Genomic DNA, 19,374 nt, shown 5'->3' on the forward strand with positions numbered 1-19,374 from the left:
CTGCTAAGCAAATATTAATTTATGGTGATAACGACGTCAACTTCATAGCTTGACTTTAAGTGAGGCTTAAGCCACAGTGCGTCCGGCTGCGTACAACTGCTTGGGCATGTCGCGACGAAGACTCCATTCAAACTGGATGGGTTTCTCGCCTCTGTGTGTGACGTAATCGACATTGCCCAAGAAGGTATACGCCGACGTAGTGTCTACCTTGTTCCGCTTAGTAAAACGCGTAGCGATGATGATATTGCCGTTGAGCTCATGGTGACGGATGTAGCGGTCAGCCATCGCAGACTTAAGCGATGTGGTGGATTGGGACTCCCAGTGCAAACGATCGGGCGCCAATGGGTAATCGCGGTAGTTTGTGGATGCGCTGACGTTGTCGTCTTTTTGGAATGTGACGAGGAAGAGGTCAGTGTTGGAGGCGTCGAAGCGGCGTACGCCCTCACGTGGCAGGTTCGCGAGCTTGCGCAACGGGCCATCATCCAGCGCGCCGACCAGTTCGGCAAGGCTGTAATCCGCGTGAGTCTCCAAGACGCTATTCGTTGATTTCTCCGGGATGACGCGGGACCGGTCGAGTGTGAGCTGCATGACCTGAGTAACCTCAGCGACGAAGGAAGGACAGGCCCGGATGATACGCAGGGCCCCATCAAGGGATTCCGGAATCGCCGTATTTGAATTTGCCCACAGAGCCAATACGAGCATGGTGGCGTACCGAGTTTGCTCGGGAGTCATGTCTTTCTCGTTGGGCCCGTCCGGAGAAATGAGAAGACTGTAGGCCGCTACGCGGTTCGGGTCATTGATGTGCAGTAGCACGCGGATTCGGCTGAGAAGAAACTCTTCGTGCTCGTTCGTGGGACTGGAGGGCAGCAGCTTTTCATCGCGCAGCAACGTGGTCCACGTAATACCCTTGCGGCGGTAGATGTCTTCCACGGGGACGCCAGAGCTATTTATGAAGCTTGCGAGGTCGGTCGTGCCGTAATCAGAAATGAGTGCCCGTATCTTCTTAACGGAGTTACGGGTCAAGCGCTTGATGTTCTTGAGAACGCGCTCGGTCGTTACTCGGTCCAAGGTGATGTTAGAGCCAGGCGGGGCAGTGGGGAAACCTTGCTCTACCTCCTTGGCGAGGTTCTTTCCGCGAGCGGCGGTAAGCACCTTGAAGCGCTCTTCGAAATCGAATTCCTCGTGCTGGAGGCCCAAGAAATCAAAGACGGTGCAGGCATTCTTTCCTTCGTTGAGGCGCAGACCTCGGCCAAGCTGTTGGACGAAGAGCACCGGGCTTTGCGTCGGGCGCAGAAGCAACAGCGTGTTGACCGCTGGGATGTCGACGCCTTCGTTGAAAATATCGACCGCGAAGATAATCTTGATAGTGCCTTCGCGAAGCTGCTCGATGGCGCGGCGACGCTCATCAACGCTGAGCTTACTGCTGACCGCCAGGGAAGGGATGCCGAAAAGGTTGAATTGCTCCGCCATGTATTCGGCGTGGGCGATGGTCACGCAGAAGCCAAGGGCCTTCATCTCGGAGAGATCGAAAATGCGACGGTTGAGCTCATTGATGATGAACCTGGTGCGCTTTTCACCGGCCTTGATATAGAACTCGCTGAGCTCCGAAGCCTGGTAGTCCTTCTTCCCGCGGTTCCAAGTCAGACTCGTCAGGTCCGTGTCATCGTCCACCCCGTAGTAGTGCAAGGGTGCAAGGAGCTGTAGGCGCAACGCATCCCAGAGGCGGAGTTCATGGGCCACGCGGTAGTCGAAATACTTCTGCACGTTCTCGCCGTCACCGCGCTCCGGTGTGGCCGTTAGCCCCAAGAGCTCGCGCGGTTGCAGGTAGTCGAGCACTGCCCGGTAGGTCGAAGCCTCGGCGTGGTGGAACTCATCGATGACGACGACTTCAAAGTGATCCGGCGCAATCTGGGCCATGCGCTTCCCTTGCAGGGACTGGATGCTGGCGAAGACATGGTCCCACTCGGCTGGCTGCTCACCGCTGACGAGGAGCTCACCAAAACCAGAAGTGCGAAGAACCTCGCGGTAGGTTCGCTGGGCCTGGGTAAGAATCTCGCGCCGATGCGCAATGAATAGTAGCCGTGGCCTACGCCCCAGCTTCTCGCATAAGCGGCGGTAGTCCAGTGCTGCCACAACAGTCTTGCCTGTACCGGTGGCAGCAATGAGGAGGTTGCGGTGGCGATCGTGAACTTCCCGCTCGGACTCTAAGGCTTCGAGCATCTCCTCTTGGTAGGGGTAGGGCTCAACGCGAAGGCCTGACAGCTCGAGCTTCTCGCCGTGCTTTGATTCGAGAAATTTGGCGCTGCCGAGCGCGTTTACGAGGCGGTCGTAGTCTTCCTCGGGGTCGAAGGCTTTGAAGTGAGTGTCGTACCAGTAGCTATCGAAGGTCTTGATGAATTTTTCGATGATCTCCGGAGTGGAGGAGCGGGAGCCGCGGACGTTCCATTCCCAGCCGTCGACAAGCGCCGAGCGCGAAAGATTTGAGCTACCGATGAACGCGGTATCGAAGCCAGACTGGCGGCGGAAGAGCCAGGCCTTGGCATGCAGGCGAGTGGTCTTGTGCTCATAGCAAATCCGGACCTCAGCGCCATAGTCCTCCACGAGACGACGCACGGCGGCGGCTTCGGTCGCTCCGCAATACGTCGAAGTGATGACGCGCAGCGGGATCTGATGATCCCTGAGGTACTCTAGTTGATCGCTGATGACCGCAATACCCGAACTCTTGATGAAAGCGCACAGCAAATCGACGGAGTCCGCAGTGCGGATCTCGCGGGCGATCTCGACCGACATATTGGTGTCGTCCACGCTGTTGGTGAACAAAGCACTGGCGTTGAGTGAGACCTCGGGAAGCTCTGGAGCCTCTGCGAGCTCTGAGCTGTAGATGGCATAGAGCAGCTGTTCCGCAGAAATATACTCATCTTCTCCGAGGTGTTGTGCGAGTCCATTAATGAGGGCCACGCGCTCCTCGGGCTTATTTAGCTCTGTGAGCTTTTGCTCGAGGACCTTGGCAAAATGCTGGGACACTGCCGCGGCGAACCGAGGGTTCACGTCTTTCATGGTTTCATGGGCGATGCCCGTTGCGGCCGTGGGACGAGCCCGCTTAGTTTCCTCGATCCGCTCCTGGATACGAGCGGTGACCGGGGTTTCATAGATGCCGAAAGGCAGGAGAGAATCGGAACTCATAGGCGCGAAGAAAGCAGCTTGACGGCGGGGATGTCTGCAGGAGCCCAGTCGAGTTCCTGCGCCTCGGCAGGGGATACCCAGCGGATGGCATCGTGATCATTAAGAGTCAGGTCACCGGACTCGATGGTGCACAGAAACGTAGTGAGCTCGATGGTGGCGAAGTCATACTCGTACACGGTCGAGGTGACCTTGTCGCCAACGGTTGCGGTTACGGAAAGCTCTTCCTTAATTTCACGCGCGAGAGCCTGCTCGGGTGTTTCACCGAGTTCAATCTTGCCGCCCGGAAATTCCCACATGCCGGCTAGGGATTTTCCCGGGGCTTTGCGGCAGGCCAGGAATCTATTGCCCTTAGCGAAGACGGCTCCGACAACACGAATCGGTGAACTCATGGGGACCAGTATGCCGGCTGGCCCCGGTCTTATCTAGGAATTCGTGTCCGCGGCAGCAGAAAAATGCGCCGTCACAATGTCATCAATCAACCGCGCGGCCAGCTTGGCAGTGTGGGCGTCGGTGTCGAAGGTGGGGTTGAGCTCGACGACGTCGACAAGCGCCAGGCGTCCCGTGGCGGCGATGGTGAGTGCGAGTTCGCGGATGATGCTTAACGGCACGCCGAGGCCGGCGGGGGCGGAGACACCAGGTGCCTGGTCGGCAGGCAGCACGTCGAGGTCGATGGAGAGGTGGATGGGCTTGGTGCCGGCGCAGATGCGCTCGACGGTTTCGCGCAGCTGGGCGCGGTCCATGCTGAGCAGTTCCTCGTCGAGGACGACGGTGACGCCGAGGTCGGAGGCTTCGTCGAAAAGCACGGGCGTGTTGTTGGGGCGGGAGATTCCCAGGACGGAATAGTCGAAGTCCTCCCGGCCCACCAGTTCGGAAATCTGCTTGAACGGGGTGCCGGAGGTAGGCACGTCCGCGGTGCGGAGATCGAAGTGCGCGTCCAGGTTGATGATCTGCAGAGGGCCTAGAGCCCTAAAGGCGCCGCGGTGGGAACCGAAGGCGGTCTCGTGGCCGCCGCCGAGGATGATGGGCAGGTGCCCGGCGCGCGAGAGTGTCTCCACTGCGTCGGAGAGGCGCGCATGGGAGCCTTCCAAGTCGGTGCCTTGGGTGGTGATCGTGCCGGCGTCGTACAACGGATGCGTATGGTGCAGCGCTAGGGAACCCAGGACGCCGCGCAGTGCGGCCGGGCCCGCAGCCGCGCCGGGGCGGCCATGGTTGCGCTCCACGCCCTCGTCGGAGGCGAAGCCCAGGAGTGCGACGCCGGGTTCTGCCTGGGGCTTGGCGACGTCCAGCGGGCGAATCACGCTGTGCCACCGCGCATGCTCGGGGCCTGGGCCATCGGAGCGGCCGGACCACTCGGGGGCAGGGGAGTAGGCGGGGGCATCAACGGTGTTCATGGTTATCCTTTCGCGTCTGTTCCTTGCGGAGCTGTTCCCTGTGGGGAGCTCGCGGCGGCGCTGCGGCGGCCGGTGAGGTAGAAGATGGCGGTCATCAGGAGGATGAAGATAACGCCCGTGGCGAGTGCCGGGCGGTACTGCTCCTGCCACACCATGATGCCAAAAGTGAAGATGATGAAGGCGATGGAGAAGTACTGGCCCCATGGCCAGAAGGGGACGGTGTATTTCAGGCTGGCGCGTTCTTCAGGCGGCATTTGGCGGCGGGAGGCCACGTGGGCGAGCAGAATCATCAGCCACACGTAGATGGTGGCAAAGGTGGCGAGGGAGGCGATGACCTCGAAGACGTTGTCCGGGATGAGCGCGTTGAGTCCGGTGCCGATGATCATGACGATAATGAGGATAATCATGGTCATGACCGGCACACCGCGGGTCTTTTTGGCCATGACCTTCGGCGCGAGGTTCTGGCGGGCCAGGCCGGTGAGAACGTTGCCGGCGCCGAAGAGATCGGCGTTGATGGCAGAGACCGCCGCGGTGATAACCACGACGTTAAGGGCGGCCGCAGCCCAGGTGACGCCGAGGGTGGAGAAGATTTGGACGAAGGGGCTTTCCTCACCGGTGATGCTGCGCCAGGGGTTGATCATGAGGATGACCAGGATGGCCAAGACGTAGAACAGCAGGATACGCACCGGGATGGTGTTGACGGCCTTGGGCACGGACTTGGCGGGATCTTCTGCCTCCGCACTGGCGACGCCGACGATCTCCGTGCCGCCGAAGGCGAAGAGGACGAGGATGAAGGAGGCGACCATGCCGGAGACGCCGTTGGGGAAGAAGCCGCCATCGTTGACCAGGTTGGCCGGGCCGGTGGTCTCCGCGGTGGAGAGGCCGAAGACGAGCACGGCCACGCCGCCTAGGATCATGGCGATGACGGCGCCGACCTTGACGATGGTGAAGGCGAACTCCAGCTCGCCGAAGGCCTTGACGGTGGCGAGGTTGGCGCCGCCGACGAGGAGGAGCGTGGCGGCGACCCAGACCCACTTGGGAGAGCCGGGGAACCAGAATTGCATGTAGACGCCGATGGCGGTGAGATCCGCGAGGGCCACGATGACCATTTCGAAGGCGAACATCCAGCCGGTGATATAGCCGGCCCAGGGGCCTAAGAAGGTGCGGGCGTACTCGGCGAAGGAGCCGGTAACGGGGTGGTGCACGGACATCTCTCCGAGTGCGCGCAGGAGAAAGTAGACCACGGCGCCGCCGAGGAGGTAGACCAAGAGGACCGAGGGGCCGGCGGCTTGGATGGCGCCGGCGGAGCCGTAGAACAGGCCGGTGCCGATGGCCGAACCTAAGGCAATAAAGTGCAGGTGCCGGTGTTTCAAGCCGGGGCGCTTGGTGGTGGTTTCTGCCACGGGGATGCGTCCTCCTCTGTGCCCCTGTTGTGGCGCTAGCTAGTCCTAGCGCTGCGGATGAGGGGAGTGGTTGGTGCGAGTGATTCCGGGAGCTACTTTCCTCTAGTTCAGATGTGCGGTCAATTTTTTTGTGGTGGGGGTAGCTCACCTAGGCCTATCACGGCGAACTCATTCATTCTGTGGGGGTGAATTGGGTGACATTTACGTGTGGTTTCGCTAACATATGGAAGACCTGCGTGTGGCTGTCGCGTGGGCATGGCTTAAAAGCAACCGCCCCTTTCTTGGGTTTGTGCTTGCTTGGCGCGTTCGTGTAGTGGACGTGTTGTGGCCGTGCTAATGACGTGTCGTTTCCACCACCGTGAGGTAGAACATGAACTCTGAAGACGCAATCGTTGACGCCTTCTACGAGAGCGACGACGATGTCCCCTCCAAGAAGGGCATCTGGCGCCTCTTTGTCTACAGCGCTATTGGCGCTTTCGTATTTTTCTTTCCCATTAGCTACGACGGAAAGAAATCCATCCCGCTTGACCACATGGTCACCATCATCCGCACCTATGCGGAAGTCTTGGTGCCTTGGTTCATCCTGGCGCTGGCGCTCTATGGCACGGTGCGCAGCATCGTGAACAAGAACTGGCGGGAGGGGCCGCTGCAAGCGGTCTTTACAGTTCTCAACGTGGTGGGCCTGGTGGTTTCCTTCCTCATGGTCATCGGAAAGCTTCCCGGAGTGCTGGGCAACGAGGACATCGTGCCCTTCCTGTGGAACTCGATTGCCACGCCAGTCGGTCTCATCGTGCCCATCGGCGGCGCTTTCCTGGCCTTGCTCATCAGCTACGGCCTTCTGGAATTCGTCGGCGTATTCATGCAGCCCATCATGCGCCCGCTGTGGCGCACGCCGGGGCGCTCCGCCATTGACGCGGTGGCCTCCTTCGTGGGCTCCTACTCTTTGGGAATCCTCATTACTGACCGCGTGTACCAGCGCGGCGGCTACACCGCGCGTGAGGCTTCCATCATCGCGACGGGCTTCTCGACGGTCTCCGCTGCCTTCATGGTGATCGTCGCCAAGCAGCTCGACCTTATGGATATGTGGGGCATCTACTTCGCGGTATCCCTCGTGGTGACCTTCCTGGTTACGGCGATTACCGTGTGGATTCCGCCGCTGAGCAGGATTCCCGACGACTACGTAGACGGCGTGCAACCGGACCCGGAAAAGCCAGTGAAGGGCAATTTCTTTAAGGCCGCGTGGCGGGAAGCGCTGCTGGCGCTGGACCGCGCGCCGTCTTTGGGCGCTGCCATTTGGGAGAACCTGCGCGATGGCGTGCGCATGGCGTCGGCGATTGTGCCCTCCATCATGTCTGTGGGCCTGATTGGCCTGCTGCTGGCTAACTTCACGCCGCTCTTCGATTGGCTGGGCTACCTGTTCTACCCGTTCGCGTGGATTGTCCAGCTGCCGGAGCCGGAGCTGGCGGGCAAGGCCGCGGCCATGGGCATTGCGGAGATGTTCCTGCCGGCGACGGCCGTGGCGGGTTCTGAAAGCATGGTGCTCAAGTTCGTCATCGGCGTGGTGGCGATTTCCGCCATCATCTTCTTCTCCGCGCTGGTGCCCTGTATTCTGGCCACAAAGATTCCGATCAAGCTGTGGCAGATCGTGGTCATCTGGTTCGAGCGCGTGGTGCTCACCATCATCATTACGACGCCGATTGCTTTCCTGGTGACTTAGCTGGGACTTGTACGAGGGCTCACTAGAATGTGGGCCCATGAGTACCTCCCGAGTCCCGGCGGCGCGCAATGCGCTGGAGATCCTCCGGCTGCTGTCCACTATCGACGTGCCGATTTCCGCCGCGCGCATCCGCAGTGAGCTGGACCTGCCGCGCTCCACTACATATCACCTGCTCAAGGAGATGGTGGACGCGGGATTTGTGGTGCACCTGCCGGAGAACCAGACCTATGGGTTGGGGCTCGTTGCCTATTCGATGGCTGCTGCCTACGCCACGCAGCAGCCCCTGGTGCGGGTAACCCAGGGGCACCTCGAGCGGATTGCCAGCAGTGTCGGGGGATCGGGGCACCTGTCGCGTTTGGCGGGCTCGGAGATTCTCTACCTCAACGAGATTCGCGCGCCGGGGGCGCTGTCCTTGGTGACGGAGAGGGGAGTGCGGCTGCAGGCGCAGCGCACGGCCTCTGGGCGGGCGATGCTGGCCCTGCTCCCAGAGGCGGAGTGGCGTGCAGCATTCGTCCCCGGTTCTTTAGGTTTTGGGGAGTACAAGGAAATCTTGCGCCAGGTGCGCGAACGCGGATGGGCCGAAGAGGTTGAGGTGGTGGCGCGCGGGCAGGCGTCGGTAGGCGTGGCGGTGGTTGACCACGTGGGCAGGCCCGCGGCGGCGCTGGCGGTGACCTTCCCGGTGGGGACTGCCGACGCCGCCGACGTCGCCCAGCAACTGCACGCGGCAGCGCAGCAGGTGGCGGAGAGAATGTACGGGCGCCGCTAACTGGTCGTGCGCGGGGTATTGGCGCGCCGGGCAGCCTGTTGTACTATGAGCGCAACGCGTAAGGCTGTCGCGCGTATCACTATTTTTCTATTCTTGTGAAAGCAAGTACGTGTTTTCGCGTGTCTTCTTCCCTTCCACGCGGGTGGTGGGGCGGGGTACCGCAGCGACGTCAAAGGAGCCTTACATGTCTAATTCTTATCCCTCCACCGTGACCGTGGGTATCGGTGCGCTGAGCATCGAGGAGGTCGTGGCCGTTGCGCGCTATGGCGCGAAGGTGGAGATCTCTGAGGATGCCCTGGCGGAAATCGCCTCCACACGTGAGCGTGTCGAGGAGCTGGCCCAGGATCCGACTCCGGTCTATGGCATTTCCACCGGTTTCGGTGCCCTAGCGCGCCGCCAAATTCCAGAGGAGATGCGCGCGCAGCTGCAGCTTTCGCTCGTGCGCTCGCATGCGGCGGGCACGGGCCCGGAGGTTGAGCAAGAGGTCATTCGCGCGCTCATGCTGCTGCGCCTGTCCACCCTGTGCACTGGGCGTACTGGCGTGCGTCCGGTGGTGGCGGAAACCTATGCTGCGGTCCTCAACGCCAACATCCACCCGGTGGTCCGCGAATACGGTTCCTTGGGTTGCTCCGGTGACCTTGCACCGCTTGCGCACTGCGCACTGGCACTGCTCGGTGAAGGCGAGGTGCGCGTTGATGGCGGCGAGGTCACCCCGGCCGCGGAAGCCCTATCCGCTGCGGGTATCGAGCCGCTCAAGCTGCGGGAAAAGGAAGGCCTAGCACTGATTAACGGCACCGATGGCATGCTGGGCCAGCTCTGCCTGGCCATTACAGACTTGCGTGAGCTGGCCAAGACCGCCGATATCGCCACCGCGATGACGGTGGAGGGCCTGCTGGGTACCTTGGTGGTCTTCGCTGATGACCTGCAGCAGCTGCGACCGCACCCGGGCCAGGCAGATGCCGCCGCCAATATCCTTCAGGTTGCGGAGGGCTCGGAGATTCTCGCGGCCGCCCTCGAAGAATTCAAGAAGAAGCAAGTCCAGGACGCCTACTCGGTGCGCTGTGCCCCGCAGGTGGCCGGTGGTTTCCGCGACACGGTGACACACACAGCAACGGTTGCTGAGCGCGAGCTGGCCGCGGCCGTCGATAACCCGGTGGTGGCCAAGGATGGGCGCGTGGTCTCCAACGGCAACTTCCACGGCGCGCCGGTGGCCTATGCGCTGGACTTCTTGGCCATCGTGGTGGCTGACCTAGCCTCGATTTCCGAGCGCCGCACCGATCGCTTCCTCGATGTTGCTCGCAACCGCGGCCTCAACGCCTTCCTGGCGGATGACCCGGGCGTGGACTCCGGCCACATGATCGCGCAGTATGCGCAGGCGGGCATCGTCTCTGAGCTCAAGCGCTTGGCCAACCCGTCCTCGGCTGATTCCATTCCGTCTTCGGCCATGCAGGAGGATCACGTATCCATGGGCTGGTCGGGTGCCCGCAAGCTGCGCAAGGCCGTGGACGGTCTGCAGCGCGTCCTCGCCATTGAAATCCTCACTGCCGCCCGCGCCATCGATATGCGCGAGGGCCAGCCGGCCAAGGGCACCGGTGCGGTCATCGATGCTCTGCGCCAGACCGTCCAAGGTCCGGGCACCGACCGCTACCTCTCCCCGGAGATCGAGGAGACCGTGCGCCTGGTCAAGGAAGGTGCGCTGGTGGCTGCGGTAGAGGGGGTTGTCGGCACGTTGCGCTAAACACCTCCCGCCCCATGGCATGTGCCATGGGGCCTTCTCTTGCCGTCTTATTTCCAAAAATGCAGACCTGGAAGTGCAGACCTGCTGGTCGTCGCAAAGCACTGCCTTGCGCTGGACGACGCCCACCTGCATGAATGCACTTCCAGGTCTGCACTTTTAGGCTGGGCACCGGATTACAGGTAGTGCGGCGGAGGTGAAGAACGGAAGCCTATCTGTGGCGAGGCACACAAAGCTGGGTTATGAGTAGTGCATGAACAATGAACAACTCTTTAGCTTTTTAGACCAGCACCTTATCGACCTTCGGAAGCTGCCCAATGATGATCCCCGGTGGAAGAAGGTGCATGCTGGCAAGGTGGCCAAACTGGCGTGGTGCTTCGTACTGCCGATGATGCATTGGCACGAACTCAAGCCGTGGCAGAAGGAGACCACGAAGGCATATGTGCTCGGGTTGACCTTGCCCAAGGCAACATTAGTGGGAAAATCCGCCGCCCTTATTCACGGAATTCCGCTGGTTGTGCCGCCGACCGAATGGGAGGCAACGTTGCCTTCGAACTCGGTACCTCCACGATCTAAAGCCACTGTCCGTTATCGCCGCATGGACTTGCGCGGTAAAGAAACAGTTGTGCACGGGATTCGCGTGTCATCTCTGGACCGCACAGCAATAGATATTGCGCGCTTTTATGGATTTGAAGAGGGGCTCGTTGCCGTCGATGACGTGCGGGCGCGCAATGTTGGCCAGTTCTGGATCAGTGAGACGCTCGGCGCTATGGGGAGAGTTAAGGGTGTTGCCGCCGCGCGGCGGGCGGTTGCTGAAAGCGTCAATTGCGCGGAGTCACCGTGGGAATCCTATGCCCGTGCCTTGATTCTTGCGGCGGACTACCCGGAGCTGCGCTGGGTCAAGGCGCAGTATGTGATTGAGAACTATCGAGCGGATCTGGTCATTAATGGGTGGCTCGTGATTGAGATTGACGGAAACGTCAAGTACCGCTTCGAGGCCGAAGAGGTAATTCGCGCGGAGCATCGGCGCCAGCAAGCCATCCTCAACAAGGGCTACATCGTCTTGAGGTTTAGCCCAGAACAGTTGAGTTCGCGGCCTGACTATTTCCAGGAGACGGTGGGCAAACACCTGGCACGCGGCCCGCGCTTGTAAAAGTGCAGACCTGGAAGTGCAGACCTGCTGGTCGTCGCAAAGCACTGCCTTGGCGCTGGACGACGCCCACCTGCGTGAATGCACTTCCAGGTCTGCACTTTTGGGTTGGGCTCTGGGTTGCAGGCAGCGCGGCGCTGAAGTGCCTGTCAGGTGACAGTCTTGTATCTGAGACAGGCAGGCCAAAAGAGCCCTAGAAGATGGTGCTGCGTCACAGTAGCTTCTGATGTGTGACGCTGACCAAGCCCCACAAGGGACAGCCCCGGGAAACCGGCCTTGGGGGTTTGGAAGGGCGTCGAAAAGCACGAGCGAAAGGAAGTCATGTCTGAACCCCGCGAAGTACGCGCCCCGCGCGGAACCGAACTGAACGCCAAGTCTTGGCAGACCGAAGCCCCGCTGCGCATGCTCATGAATAACCTCGACCCCGAGGTTGCTGAGCGCCCTGAGGACCTCGTGGTCTACGGCGGCACCGGACGCGCTGCCCGCAGCTGGGAAGCCTTCGATGCCATCGTGGAGTCGCTGAAGGACCTCGAATCCGATGAGACCCTGCTGGTGCAGTCCGGCAAGCCGGTGGGTATTTGGAAGACCAACGAGTGGGCACCGCGCGTGCTCATCGCCAACTCCAACTTGGTCGGCGACTGGGCCAATTGGGAGCACTTCCGCAAGCTCGAGGACGAGGGCCTGATGATGTACGGCCAGATGACGGCCGGCTCCTGGATTTACATCGCCACCCAGGGCATCCTGCAGGGTACTTTTGAGACCTTCGCGGCCGTGGCCAAGAAGCGCTTCAACGGCACGCTCGCCGGCACCTTCACCCTGACCGGTGGCTGCGGCGGCATGGGTGGCGCGCAGCCGCTGTCCGTTACTTTGAATGGGGGCGCCTGCCTCATCGTTGATGTTGACGAAACCCGCCTGAAGCGCCGCCAGTCCAAGCGCTACCTCGATGAGGTCGTCACCGACCTGGACGAGGCCCTGAAGCTGGTGCTCGACGCCAAGGAGAACAAGAAGCCTCTATCGGTTGGCTTGGTAGCCAACGCCGCCGAGGTCTTCCCAGAGGTGCTGCGCCGCCAGCGTGCGGGCGAGTTCACCGTGGACATCGTTACGGACCAAACCTCCGCGCACGACCCGCTGAGCTACCTGCCCACCGAAATCACCGTCGAGGATTGGCACAACGAGGCCAAGGCGGACCCGACCACCTTCACCAAGAAGGCCCGCGAGGCCATGGCCGCCCAGGTCCAGGCCATGGTTGAATTCCAGGACGAGGGTGCCGAGGTCTTCGACTACGGCAACTCCATCCGCGACGAGGCCCGCAAGGCCGGCTACCAGCGCGCCTTCGAGTTCCCGGGCTTCGTCCCGGCCTACATCCGCCCGCTCTTCTGCGAGGGTCTCGGCCCCTTCCGCTGGGCAGCGCTCTCCGGCGACCCGGAGGACATCAAGGTCACCGACCAGGCGCTCAAGGAGCTCTTCCCGGACAACGAGCACCTGCACAACTGGCTCGATGCCGCCGAGGAGTACGTGGAGTTCGAGGGCCTGCCGGCACGTATTTGCTGGCTGGGCTACAACGAGCGCCACAAGGCTGGCCTGCTCTTCAATGACCTGGTCAAGGAAGGCAAGATCAAGGCCCCGATCGTTATCGGCCGCGACCACCTCGATTCCGGCTCCGTGGCCTCCCCGTACCGCGAGACCGAGGCCATGCTCGATGGCACCGACGCCGTGGCTGACTGGCCACTGCTCAACGCAATGACCGCTGTCTCCTCCGGTGCTACCTGGGTATCCATCCACCACGGCGGTGGCGTGGGCATGGGCCGCTCCATTCACGCGGGCCAGGTCACCGTCGCCGATGGCACCGAGTTGGCCGCCGCCAAGCTGCGCGCGGTGCTCACCAACGACCCGGGCATGGGCGTTATCCGCCACGTGGATTCCGGTTACACTCGCGCCAAGGAAGTCGCCGACGAGCGCGGCGTGCGTATCCCGATGGAATTCAAGGCCCGCGACTAGACACGAGAGGAAAAGAAGATCATGTCCACCCTGTTTACTGGAATCTCAGAGCTGCGCACGGTGTCGGAGGCAGGCACGCTTGCCGACGCCGCACTTATCGCCAACACCGACGGCACCATCGCCTGGATCGGCCCAGCCTCCGAGGCCCCGGCCGCGGACGAGAAGGTCGACCTTGGCGGGCGCGCGGTTCTGCCGGGCTGGGTGGATTCCCATACTCACATGATCTTCGATGGCGACCGCTCCGCCGAGTTTGAGGCCCGCATGGCGGGCGAATCCTACCAAGCTGGCGGCATCGCCGTGACGATGGACGCGACCCGCTCGGCGGGGGAGGAGCGCCTGGAAAAGCTTCTGGTGGAGCGCATCGCCGCTGCCCGCCGGGGTGGAACGACGACCTTGGAGACGAAGACCGGTTACGGTCTCAATACCGAATCCGAGGTGGAGGCCGCGCGTGTGGCCGCCCGCCACGTCGATGACGTGACCTTCCTAGGTGCGCACCTCGTGCCGCCGGGAGCAGAGGCCGAAACCTACCTCGATGAGGTTGTGGGCCCGATGCTCGATGGCGTGGCCGAGTATGTGCAGTGGATTGACGTCTTCTGTGAGCGTGGTGCCTTCGATGAGGAGCAGTCGCGCCGCGTGCTCGAGGCTGGCAAGGCCCGCGGATTGGGTGTGCGCGTGCACGGCAACCAGCTTGGCGAGGGGCCCGGCGTAGCACTCGCGGTGGAGTTGGGCGCGGCCTCCGTGGACCACGTCAACTACCTCAGCGATGCGGACGTCGAAGCGCTGGCCTCCTCCGATACGGTGGCCACCCTGCTGCCGGCGTGCGACCTGTCCACGCGGGAACCGCTGGCACCGGGCCGCAAGCTTATTGATGCCGGCGCGACCGTCGCCATCGCCTCCAACCTCAACCCGGGAACCTCGTACACCTCCGCAATGAACTTCTGCATCACGACGGCCGTGCTCCAGCAGCACCTCACCCTCGATGAGGCCATTGCTGCTGGCACTCTGGGCGGTGCCACCGCGCTGCGCCGCCAGGATGTCGGTGAGGGCAAAGACGCGAAGGGCCGCCCGGCTAAGGGCTCGCTGGTGGTCGGTGCAGCCGCGGACCTGCATGTCCTCGATGCTCCGAGCGCTATCCACCTTGCTTACCGCCCGGGCATGCCGATGACGTTCAAGACCTTCGTCGGCGGCCGCGAGGTCTAGAAAGCAAAGTCTCGCACTCTAGAGTGTAAAACTTTGCAGTCTGAGGTATTCTGCAGGCATGATGTGGACAGTAGAGCAGCTCGAGGACTACCTCGAGCACTGTCGCCTCTTGCAGTCGGATACGACGACCGTGGAGGTGAAATCGGGACGCGGCGGAATGCCGCAGTCCCTGGGGGCTACTCTGTGTGCCTTCGCCAACATGCCGCGTGGCGGCACCGTCATCATTGGAGTGGCGGAGCCCGGCTTTGCGGTGCACGGCGTGGACGATCCTGGCGCTATCGAAGGCGCCCTGGCGGATCAGGCACGCACCCTCGTGGAACCCGCGCCTTACATTGAGACCCAGACCCTCCAAATCGAAGGGCGTGCTGTGGTGCTCGGCCACATCGAAGGCGTGCTGCCGCACCAGCGGCCGGCGCTCTATCGGGGGCGGCCCTACCTGCGCATGGCGGACGGTGACTATGTCATGAGCTCCAATGACCTCCGCATGATCGAGGTGGATAAACTACACGCGCGCGAGGCCATTGCCTATGACTCAGAACCCGTTCCTGGGTCAAGCCTAGAAGTTTGTGATGATTCGGTGCTCAAGGAAGCAGTGGCGGAGCTGCGCAAAGCCACCGCTCGTTTGCGGGGTGCGAGTGATGCCGAGTTACTGGAGCTATTCCGCGTGGTCGATGCCCAAGGACAGCTGAGTGTGGCCGGTTTGTACGCTCTGGGGCGCTTTCCGCAGGGATTCTTTCCTGACCTGCATATTTCTGCGGCCGTGCAATACCCGGCGGGGGAGGAAGGACCACGCACCCGGAACCTGGAAGAGTTTTATGGGCCCGTCCCGGATCTGGTGGATGCGGCCGTGGCGTGGGTGCGCCGGAATGTCGATACCGACTTGGTCTATGGCACGGATGGACATCTGCGCGAGGTTCCCGAGCTTCCCCTCGAGGCGGTCCGAGAGGTCATAGCTAATGCCGTGGTCCACCGAGACCTCGGGCCGGAAAGCTTAGGTGCCGGGAAGTTCGTCACCATTCGGCTGAATCGCCAGGCACTGATCGTGACCAGCCCGGGTGGGCTACGCGGCATCTCCGTGGAAGAACTCAAGGGAAGGGTACTGTCACCCGTCGCTGTAAACCCGCGCCTGTATGCACTGAGCACGAAATTGCGTCTAGAGGATGGCGAGCGCGTCATCGAGGGCCAGGGCGGAGGCATGAAGGTCGTCTTTTCGTCCCTTCGCAAAGCCGGCTTGCGCCCGCCGACCCTCATCGACACTGGTGTTCGCTTTACCGTGATCCTCTGGAGAGCGGGGCGAGGCGATGACGAGCACGCCCCCGCGACTCGCAGCGACTCTGCTTCCTTTCAACCCGCGCTTGCCCCAGCGCAGACAGCGAAGGAGGGCAGTGTGGTGGAAGACGGGCTCGTCGCCAAGCTCGGCGGAAACCCAGCCCTTGTGCTTAGCGCGCTGCGCCGGAACGGCGAGCTCTCGCTCGTGGACATCGTGAACAGCACGCAGCTCACCCGCGGCCAGGTGCGTTACGCGTTGGGCAAGCTCATCGAGTCAGGGCACGTCACGATGCGCGGCAAACACGGTGACCGCGCCACGCGTTACGCTGCGAAGGAGTAGCCCGAGGCGGAAAAGGTCGGGTAATTCAGCGGTGAAATAGCTAATTGGGTGCCGGTGCCGTACTCTGGTCTGAGCAATGAGCATTACCGATAACGCCACCGGCGGCGTAAACGAGCCGGAAGAATTCAATAAGTCGGAATCTCAGGAAAACTCGCAAGGTGGCGAAGCTCTGGACGCTTCGCAGGTATCCAACCAGGACACCGGGGCTGCGAATAACCCTGAGGACACCGGCGCTGAGGAAACTTCAGCCAACGACAACTCCCAGGGTTTTGCGCACCTCGGCCTTCCCGATGACGTTCAGGAAGCCGTGTCCAAGGTGGGCTTTACCAAGCCATCCCCAATTCAGGAAGAAACCATCCCGATCCTCATGGAGGGCCGCGACGTCGTCGGTCTGGCCCAGACGGGTACGGGTAAGACCGCGGCCTTCGCGCTGCCGGTTCTCTCCCAGATTGATACCGAGGCCCGCTACCCGCAGGCTCTGGTCCTCGCGCCCACGCGCGAGCTGGCCCTCCAGGTAGCGGACTCCTTCCAGTCCTTCGCCGACCACTTGGGTCGCATCGAAGTTCTGCCTATCTACGGTGGCCAGGCTTATGGCATCCAGCTCTCCGGGCTGCGCCGTGGCGCCCAGATCATCGTGGGCACCCCGGGCCGCGTCATCGACCACCTGGAGAAGGGCTCCCTGGATATCTCGCAGTTGCGCTTCCTCGTCCTCGATGAGGCGGACGAGATGCTTAACATGGGCTTCCAGGAAGACGTCGAGCGCATTCTTGAGGACACCCCAGAGGACAAGCAGGTCGCACTCTTCTCGGCCACCATGCCGAACTCGATTCGCCGCCTGTCTAAGCAGTACCTCAACGATCCCGCTGAGGTCACTGTGAAGTCGGAGCGCCGTACGAATGACAACATCACGCAGCGCTTCCTGCTGACCCCGCACCGCCACAAGATGGATGCCTTTACCCGCATCCTCGAGGTCATTGACTACGACGCCATCATCGTTTTCTGCCGCACCAAGCACGCGACTGAGGACGTGGCCGATAGCCTCAAGGAGGCCGGCTACAACGCTGCCGCCATCAATGGCGATATTGCCCAGCAGCAGCGTGAGCGCACCGTCGATCAGCTTAAGGATGGCCGCCTCGACATCTTGGTGGCTACCGACGTTGCCGCCCGCGGTCTCGACGTGGACCGCATTACCCACGTGGTCAACTACGACATCCCGAATGACACCGAGTCCTACGTGCACCGTATTGGCCGTACCGGCCGTGCTGGCCGCACTGGTGAGGCCATCCTGTTTGTCACCCCGCGTGAGCGCCGCATGCTGCGCTCCATCGAGCGCGTGACCAACGCCCGCTTGGAGGAGATGGATCTTCCGACCGCGGATGAGGTCAATGCGAAGCGCAAGGAGAAGTTCTTCGCTTCCATCGGCGCTTCGCAGGAGGACAAGCAGTTCGAGTTCTTCCGCGACATGGTGCGTGAGTACTCTGCAGCGGAGAATGTGGCGATGGATGATATCGCCGCGGCCCTGGCCGTGCAGCTGCAGGGCGGGACGGACTTCCTGCTCAAGGAGCGCCCGGTGACTAAGAAGGACCGTCGCGAGCGCGATCGTTTCGAGCGCGACGGCCGCGGGCGTGACCGCGGTGACCGTGGTCGTGACCGCGGCGGCCGCGACCGCGACCGTGGCCCGCGCCGCCCGGATGGGGACTTTGAGACGTACCGTCTGGACGTCGGCAAGCGTCAGAACGTGCGCCCGGGTGCGATCGTGGGCGCGCTGGCTAATGAAGGTGGTCTGACCTCCAAGGACTTCGGTCGTATCACCATCGCGGTGGGCCACACCTTGGTGGACCTGCCGAAGAACCTGGACCCGGCAGTGCTGGACCGTCTGAAGGACACCCGCATTTCCGGACAGCTCATCAAGATTCAGAAGGACACCGGCCGCCCGCCGCGCCGGAACTTTGATGATGACCGTGGCCGCGGCGGCTACGGCGGACGCGGACGCGGTGAACGCGGCGGATACCGCGACCGTGACCGCGGTGGACGTGGCCGCGACCGTGGCGGGCGCCGCGGCGGTTGGCGTGACTAGCCCTCGCTCGGCGCCGCGATGGCGCTAGATCTGCACAAGAAAACCTCCCAAACTCATGAGAGAGCTTGGGAGGTTTTCGCTATTTCTGCTGACTAGAACTGGAACTTGTCTACGTACATGAGGAGTGCGCAGACAACCCACAGCAGGTTGAAGATACCGGAGAACATAGCCAGCTGCTTCTTCAACTTGGCCACGTCGGCGCTGCCCGGGGTAGCAATCGCGGCCATGGCCTTGTTCTGCTTCGGGATGACCACGACGAGCAGAATCACCCAGGCGATGACGGAGAGAAGGAGGGCGATGTGGTACTGAACAGCGGACTTGTAAGCGTCGAGATCGGTAAGGAAGACTGCCAGACCGATAACCGGAACAATGGCGGAAATGTAGCCATAGGTCGAGGTGATCTTGTTGAGGATGCCGGCGGCACCAGCGGCCGAAGCATCACCAGCGCCAGCCTTTGCCAGCTGTGCCGGGAAGGCGGAGGTGGAGATACACACGGTACCGACCAACAAGATAGCGGCGAAGGCATGGAGGAAAATAAGCAAGCTTGTCATGGGGAGTGCGCTTTACCTTTCTGTACGGGGCTTTTCCCAGCGAAAGTCTAACGGTGCTGGGAGATGAAATCGAATCGGCACTGGTGGCGCATAACCGCATAATCGCGGTCAGGCAACGGTAGTTGGTACTTGCGCGCCACCGCGGCAAGGCGCAGCGAGTAGTCGCAGCGGTCGGCGGGCGGGAGCCAGTCGGCCGGCAGGGAATCGGACTTGGTTTGGTTAAGGCTGCGGGCGGTGGCGACGAGGTTGAGCGGATCGTTGGCGAAGGCCATCTTCTTTTCCCGCGGCCACGTTGATGCGCCAAGGTCCCAGGCCGCTGAGAGCGGAAAGACGTGGTCGACTTCTACGCGCTCCGGCGCGGGTGCGTGCGCATAAGGATCGTAAAGGGCGCCGTCGATGGTCTGCGCTTCTTTGACGGTGTCACGCGTCCCGGGCGCCCAGCCGCCGAAGTCATCGCGGTCGTAGCCAGGGACCTCCACGCGCGCAGGCACGGTAGTCACACCCAGGTCCGGACCAGGAAGGAGATGGTAGCCGCCGTAGGCCACCGTGGCTATGGAGAGGAAACCGATATAGGCCGCGCGCAGGTTCATGCAC

At 62.0% G+C, this 19,374-nt stretch carries 14 protein-coding genes; 8 read left to right on the plus strand and 6 right to left on the minus strand.

Going from position 1 to position 19,374, the window contains the following annotated elements:
* Window positions 1-66 precede the first annotated feature (66 nt).
* Genes HWX44_RS00585 through HWX44_RS00600 form a run of 4 tightly spaced genes read right to left on the minus strand, consistent with a single transcriptional unit; the run spans window position 67 to window position 5,977 of the window.
* The gene (locus tag HWX44_RS00585) at window positions 67-3,183 is read right to left on the minus strand and encodes a DUF3427 domain-containing protein (RefSeq protein ID WP_175972815.1); all 3,117 of its coding nucleotides are present in this window, start codon (window positions 3,181-3,183) and stop codon (window positions 67-69) included.
* On the minus strand, window positions 3,180-3,572 hold the full coding sequence (locus tag HWX44_RS00590; RefSeq protein WP_175972816.1) for a (deoxy)nucleoside triphosphate pyrophosphohydrolase: 393 nt from the start codon (window positions 3,570-3,572) through the stop codon (window positions 3,180-3,182). The genes HWX44_RS00585 and HWX44_RS00590 overlap by 4 nt, the downstream gene beginning before the upstream one ends.
* A 33-nt stretch (window positions 3,573-3,605) precedes the next feature.
* Window positions 3,606-4,574: a formimidoylglutamase gene (hutG, locus tag HWX44_RS00595; RefSeq protein ID WP_070547267.1), complete on the minus strand. Its 969-nt coding sequence runs from the start codon at window positions 4,572-4,574 to the stop codon at window positions 3,606-3,608.
* A 2-nt stretch (window positions 4,575-4,576) separates the two neighbouring features.
* Window positions 4,577-5,977 carry an amino acid permease gene (locus HWX44_RS00600; protein WP_070547266.1) on the minus strand — a complete coding sequence of 467 codons (1,401 nt, stop codon included), beginning with the start codon at window positions 5,975-5,977 and terminating at the stop codon, window positions 4,577-4,579.
* Window positions 5,978-6,347: 370 nt separating this feature from the next.
* On the opposite strand from HWX44_RS00600, the gene HWX44_RS00605 reads away from it, so the two are divergent.
* The 8 genes from HWX44_RS00605 to HWX44_RS00640 all read left to right on the plus strand — a co-directional run bounded on the left by HWX44_RS00605 (window position 6,348) and on the right by HWX44_RS00640 (window position 18,229).
* A complete protein-coding gene (locus HWX44_RS00605; RefSeq protein WP_175972817.1) occupies window positions 6,348-7,694 on the plus strand; it encodes a YjiH family protein in 1,347 nt (448 codons plus the stop codon).
* A gap of 37 nt (window positions 7,695-7,731) precedes the next feature.
* Complete coding sequence (locus tag HWX44_RS00610) at window positions 7,732-8,460, plus strand: IclR family transcriptional regulator (protein WP_046648892.1); 729 nt, start codon at window positions 7,732-7,734, stop codon at window positions 8,458-8,460.
* A 184-nt stretch (window positions 8,461-8,644) separates the two neighbouring features.
* Window positions 8,645-10,198: a histidine ammonia-lyase gene (hutH, locus tag HWX44_RS00615; RefSeq protein WP_175972818.1), complete on the plus strand. Its 1,554-nt coding sequence runs from the start codon at window positions 8,645-8,647 to the stop codon at window positions 10,196-10,198.
* A 250-nt stretch (window positions 10,199-10,448) separates the two neighbouring features.
* Window positions 10,449-11,348, plus strand: a complete 900-nt coding sequence (locus HWX44_RS00620) for an endonuclease domain-containing protein (RefSeq protein WP_175972819.1) — start codon at window positions 10,449-10,451, stop codon at window positions 11,346-11,348.
* A gap of 318 nt (window positions 11,349-11,666) precedes the next feature.
* On the plus strand, window positions 11,667-13,343 hold the full coding sequence (locus tag HWX44_RS00625) for a urocanate hydratase (protein ID WP_175972820.1): 1,677 nt from the start codon (window positions 11,667-11,669) through the stop codon (window positions 13,341-13,343).
* 21 nt (window positions 13,344-13,364) lie between these two features.
* Complete coding sequence (gene hutI, locus HWX44_RS00630; RefSeq protein ID WP_175972821.1) at window positions 13,365-14,543, plus strand: imidazolonepropionase; 1,179 nt, start codon at window positions 13,365-13,367, stop codon at window positions 14,541-14,543.
* A gap of 58 nt (window positions 14,544-14,601) precedes the next feature.
* The gene (locus HWX44_RS00635; protein ID WP_175972822.1) at window positions 14,602-16,152 is read left to right on the plus strand and encodes an ATP-binding protein; all 1,551 of its coding nucleotides are present in this window, start codon (window positions 14,602-14,604) and stop codon (window positions 16,150-16,152) included.
* Window positions 16,153-16,228: 76 nt separating this feature from the next.
* The gene (locus HWX44_RS00640; RefSeq protein WP_175972823.1) at window positions 16,229-18,229 is read left to right on the plus strand and encodes a DEAD/DEAH box helicase; all 2,001 of its coding nucleotides are present in this window, start codon (window positions 16,229-16,231) and stop codon (window positions 18,227-18,229) included.
* A 92-nt stretch (window positions 18,230-18,321) separates the two neighbouring features.
* On the opposite strand, the gene HWX44_RS00645 is transcribed toward HWX44_RS00640, so the two are convergent.
* Entirely contained in the window at window positions 18,322-18,780 is a 459-nt protein-coding gene (locus HWX44_RS00645; RefSeq protein ID WP_175972824.1) for a DUF2269 domain-containing protein, read from the minus strand.
* A 47-nt stretch (window positions 18,781-18,827) separates the two neighbouring features.
* A complete protein-coding gene (locus HWX44_RS00650) occupies window positions 18,828-19,370 on the minus strand; it encodes an HNH endonuclease family protein (RefSeq protein ID WP_175972825.1) in 543 nt (180 codons plus the stop codon).
* Window positions 19,371-19,374 lie beyond the last annotated feature (4 nt).

The sequence above is a fragment of the Corynebacterium sp. Marseille-Q2823 genome (genome assembly GCF_903645345.1).
GTDB lineage: Bacteria > Actinomycetota > Actinomycetes > Mycobacteriales > Mycobacteriaceae > Corynebacterium > Corynebacterium hiratae.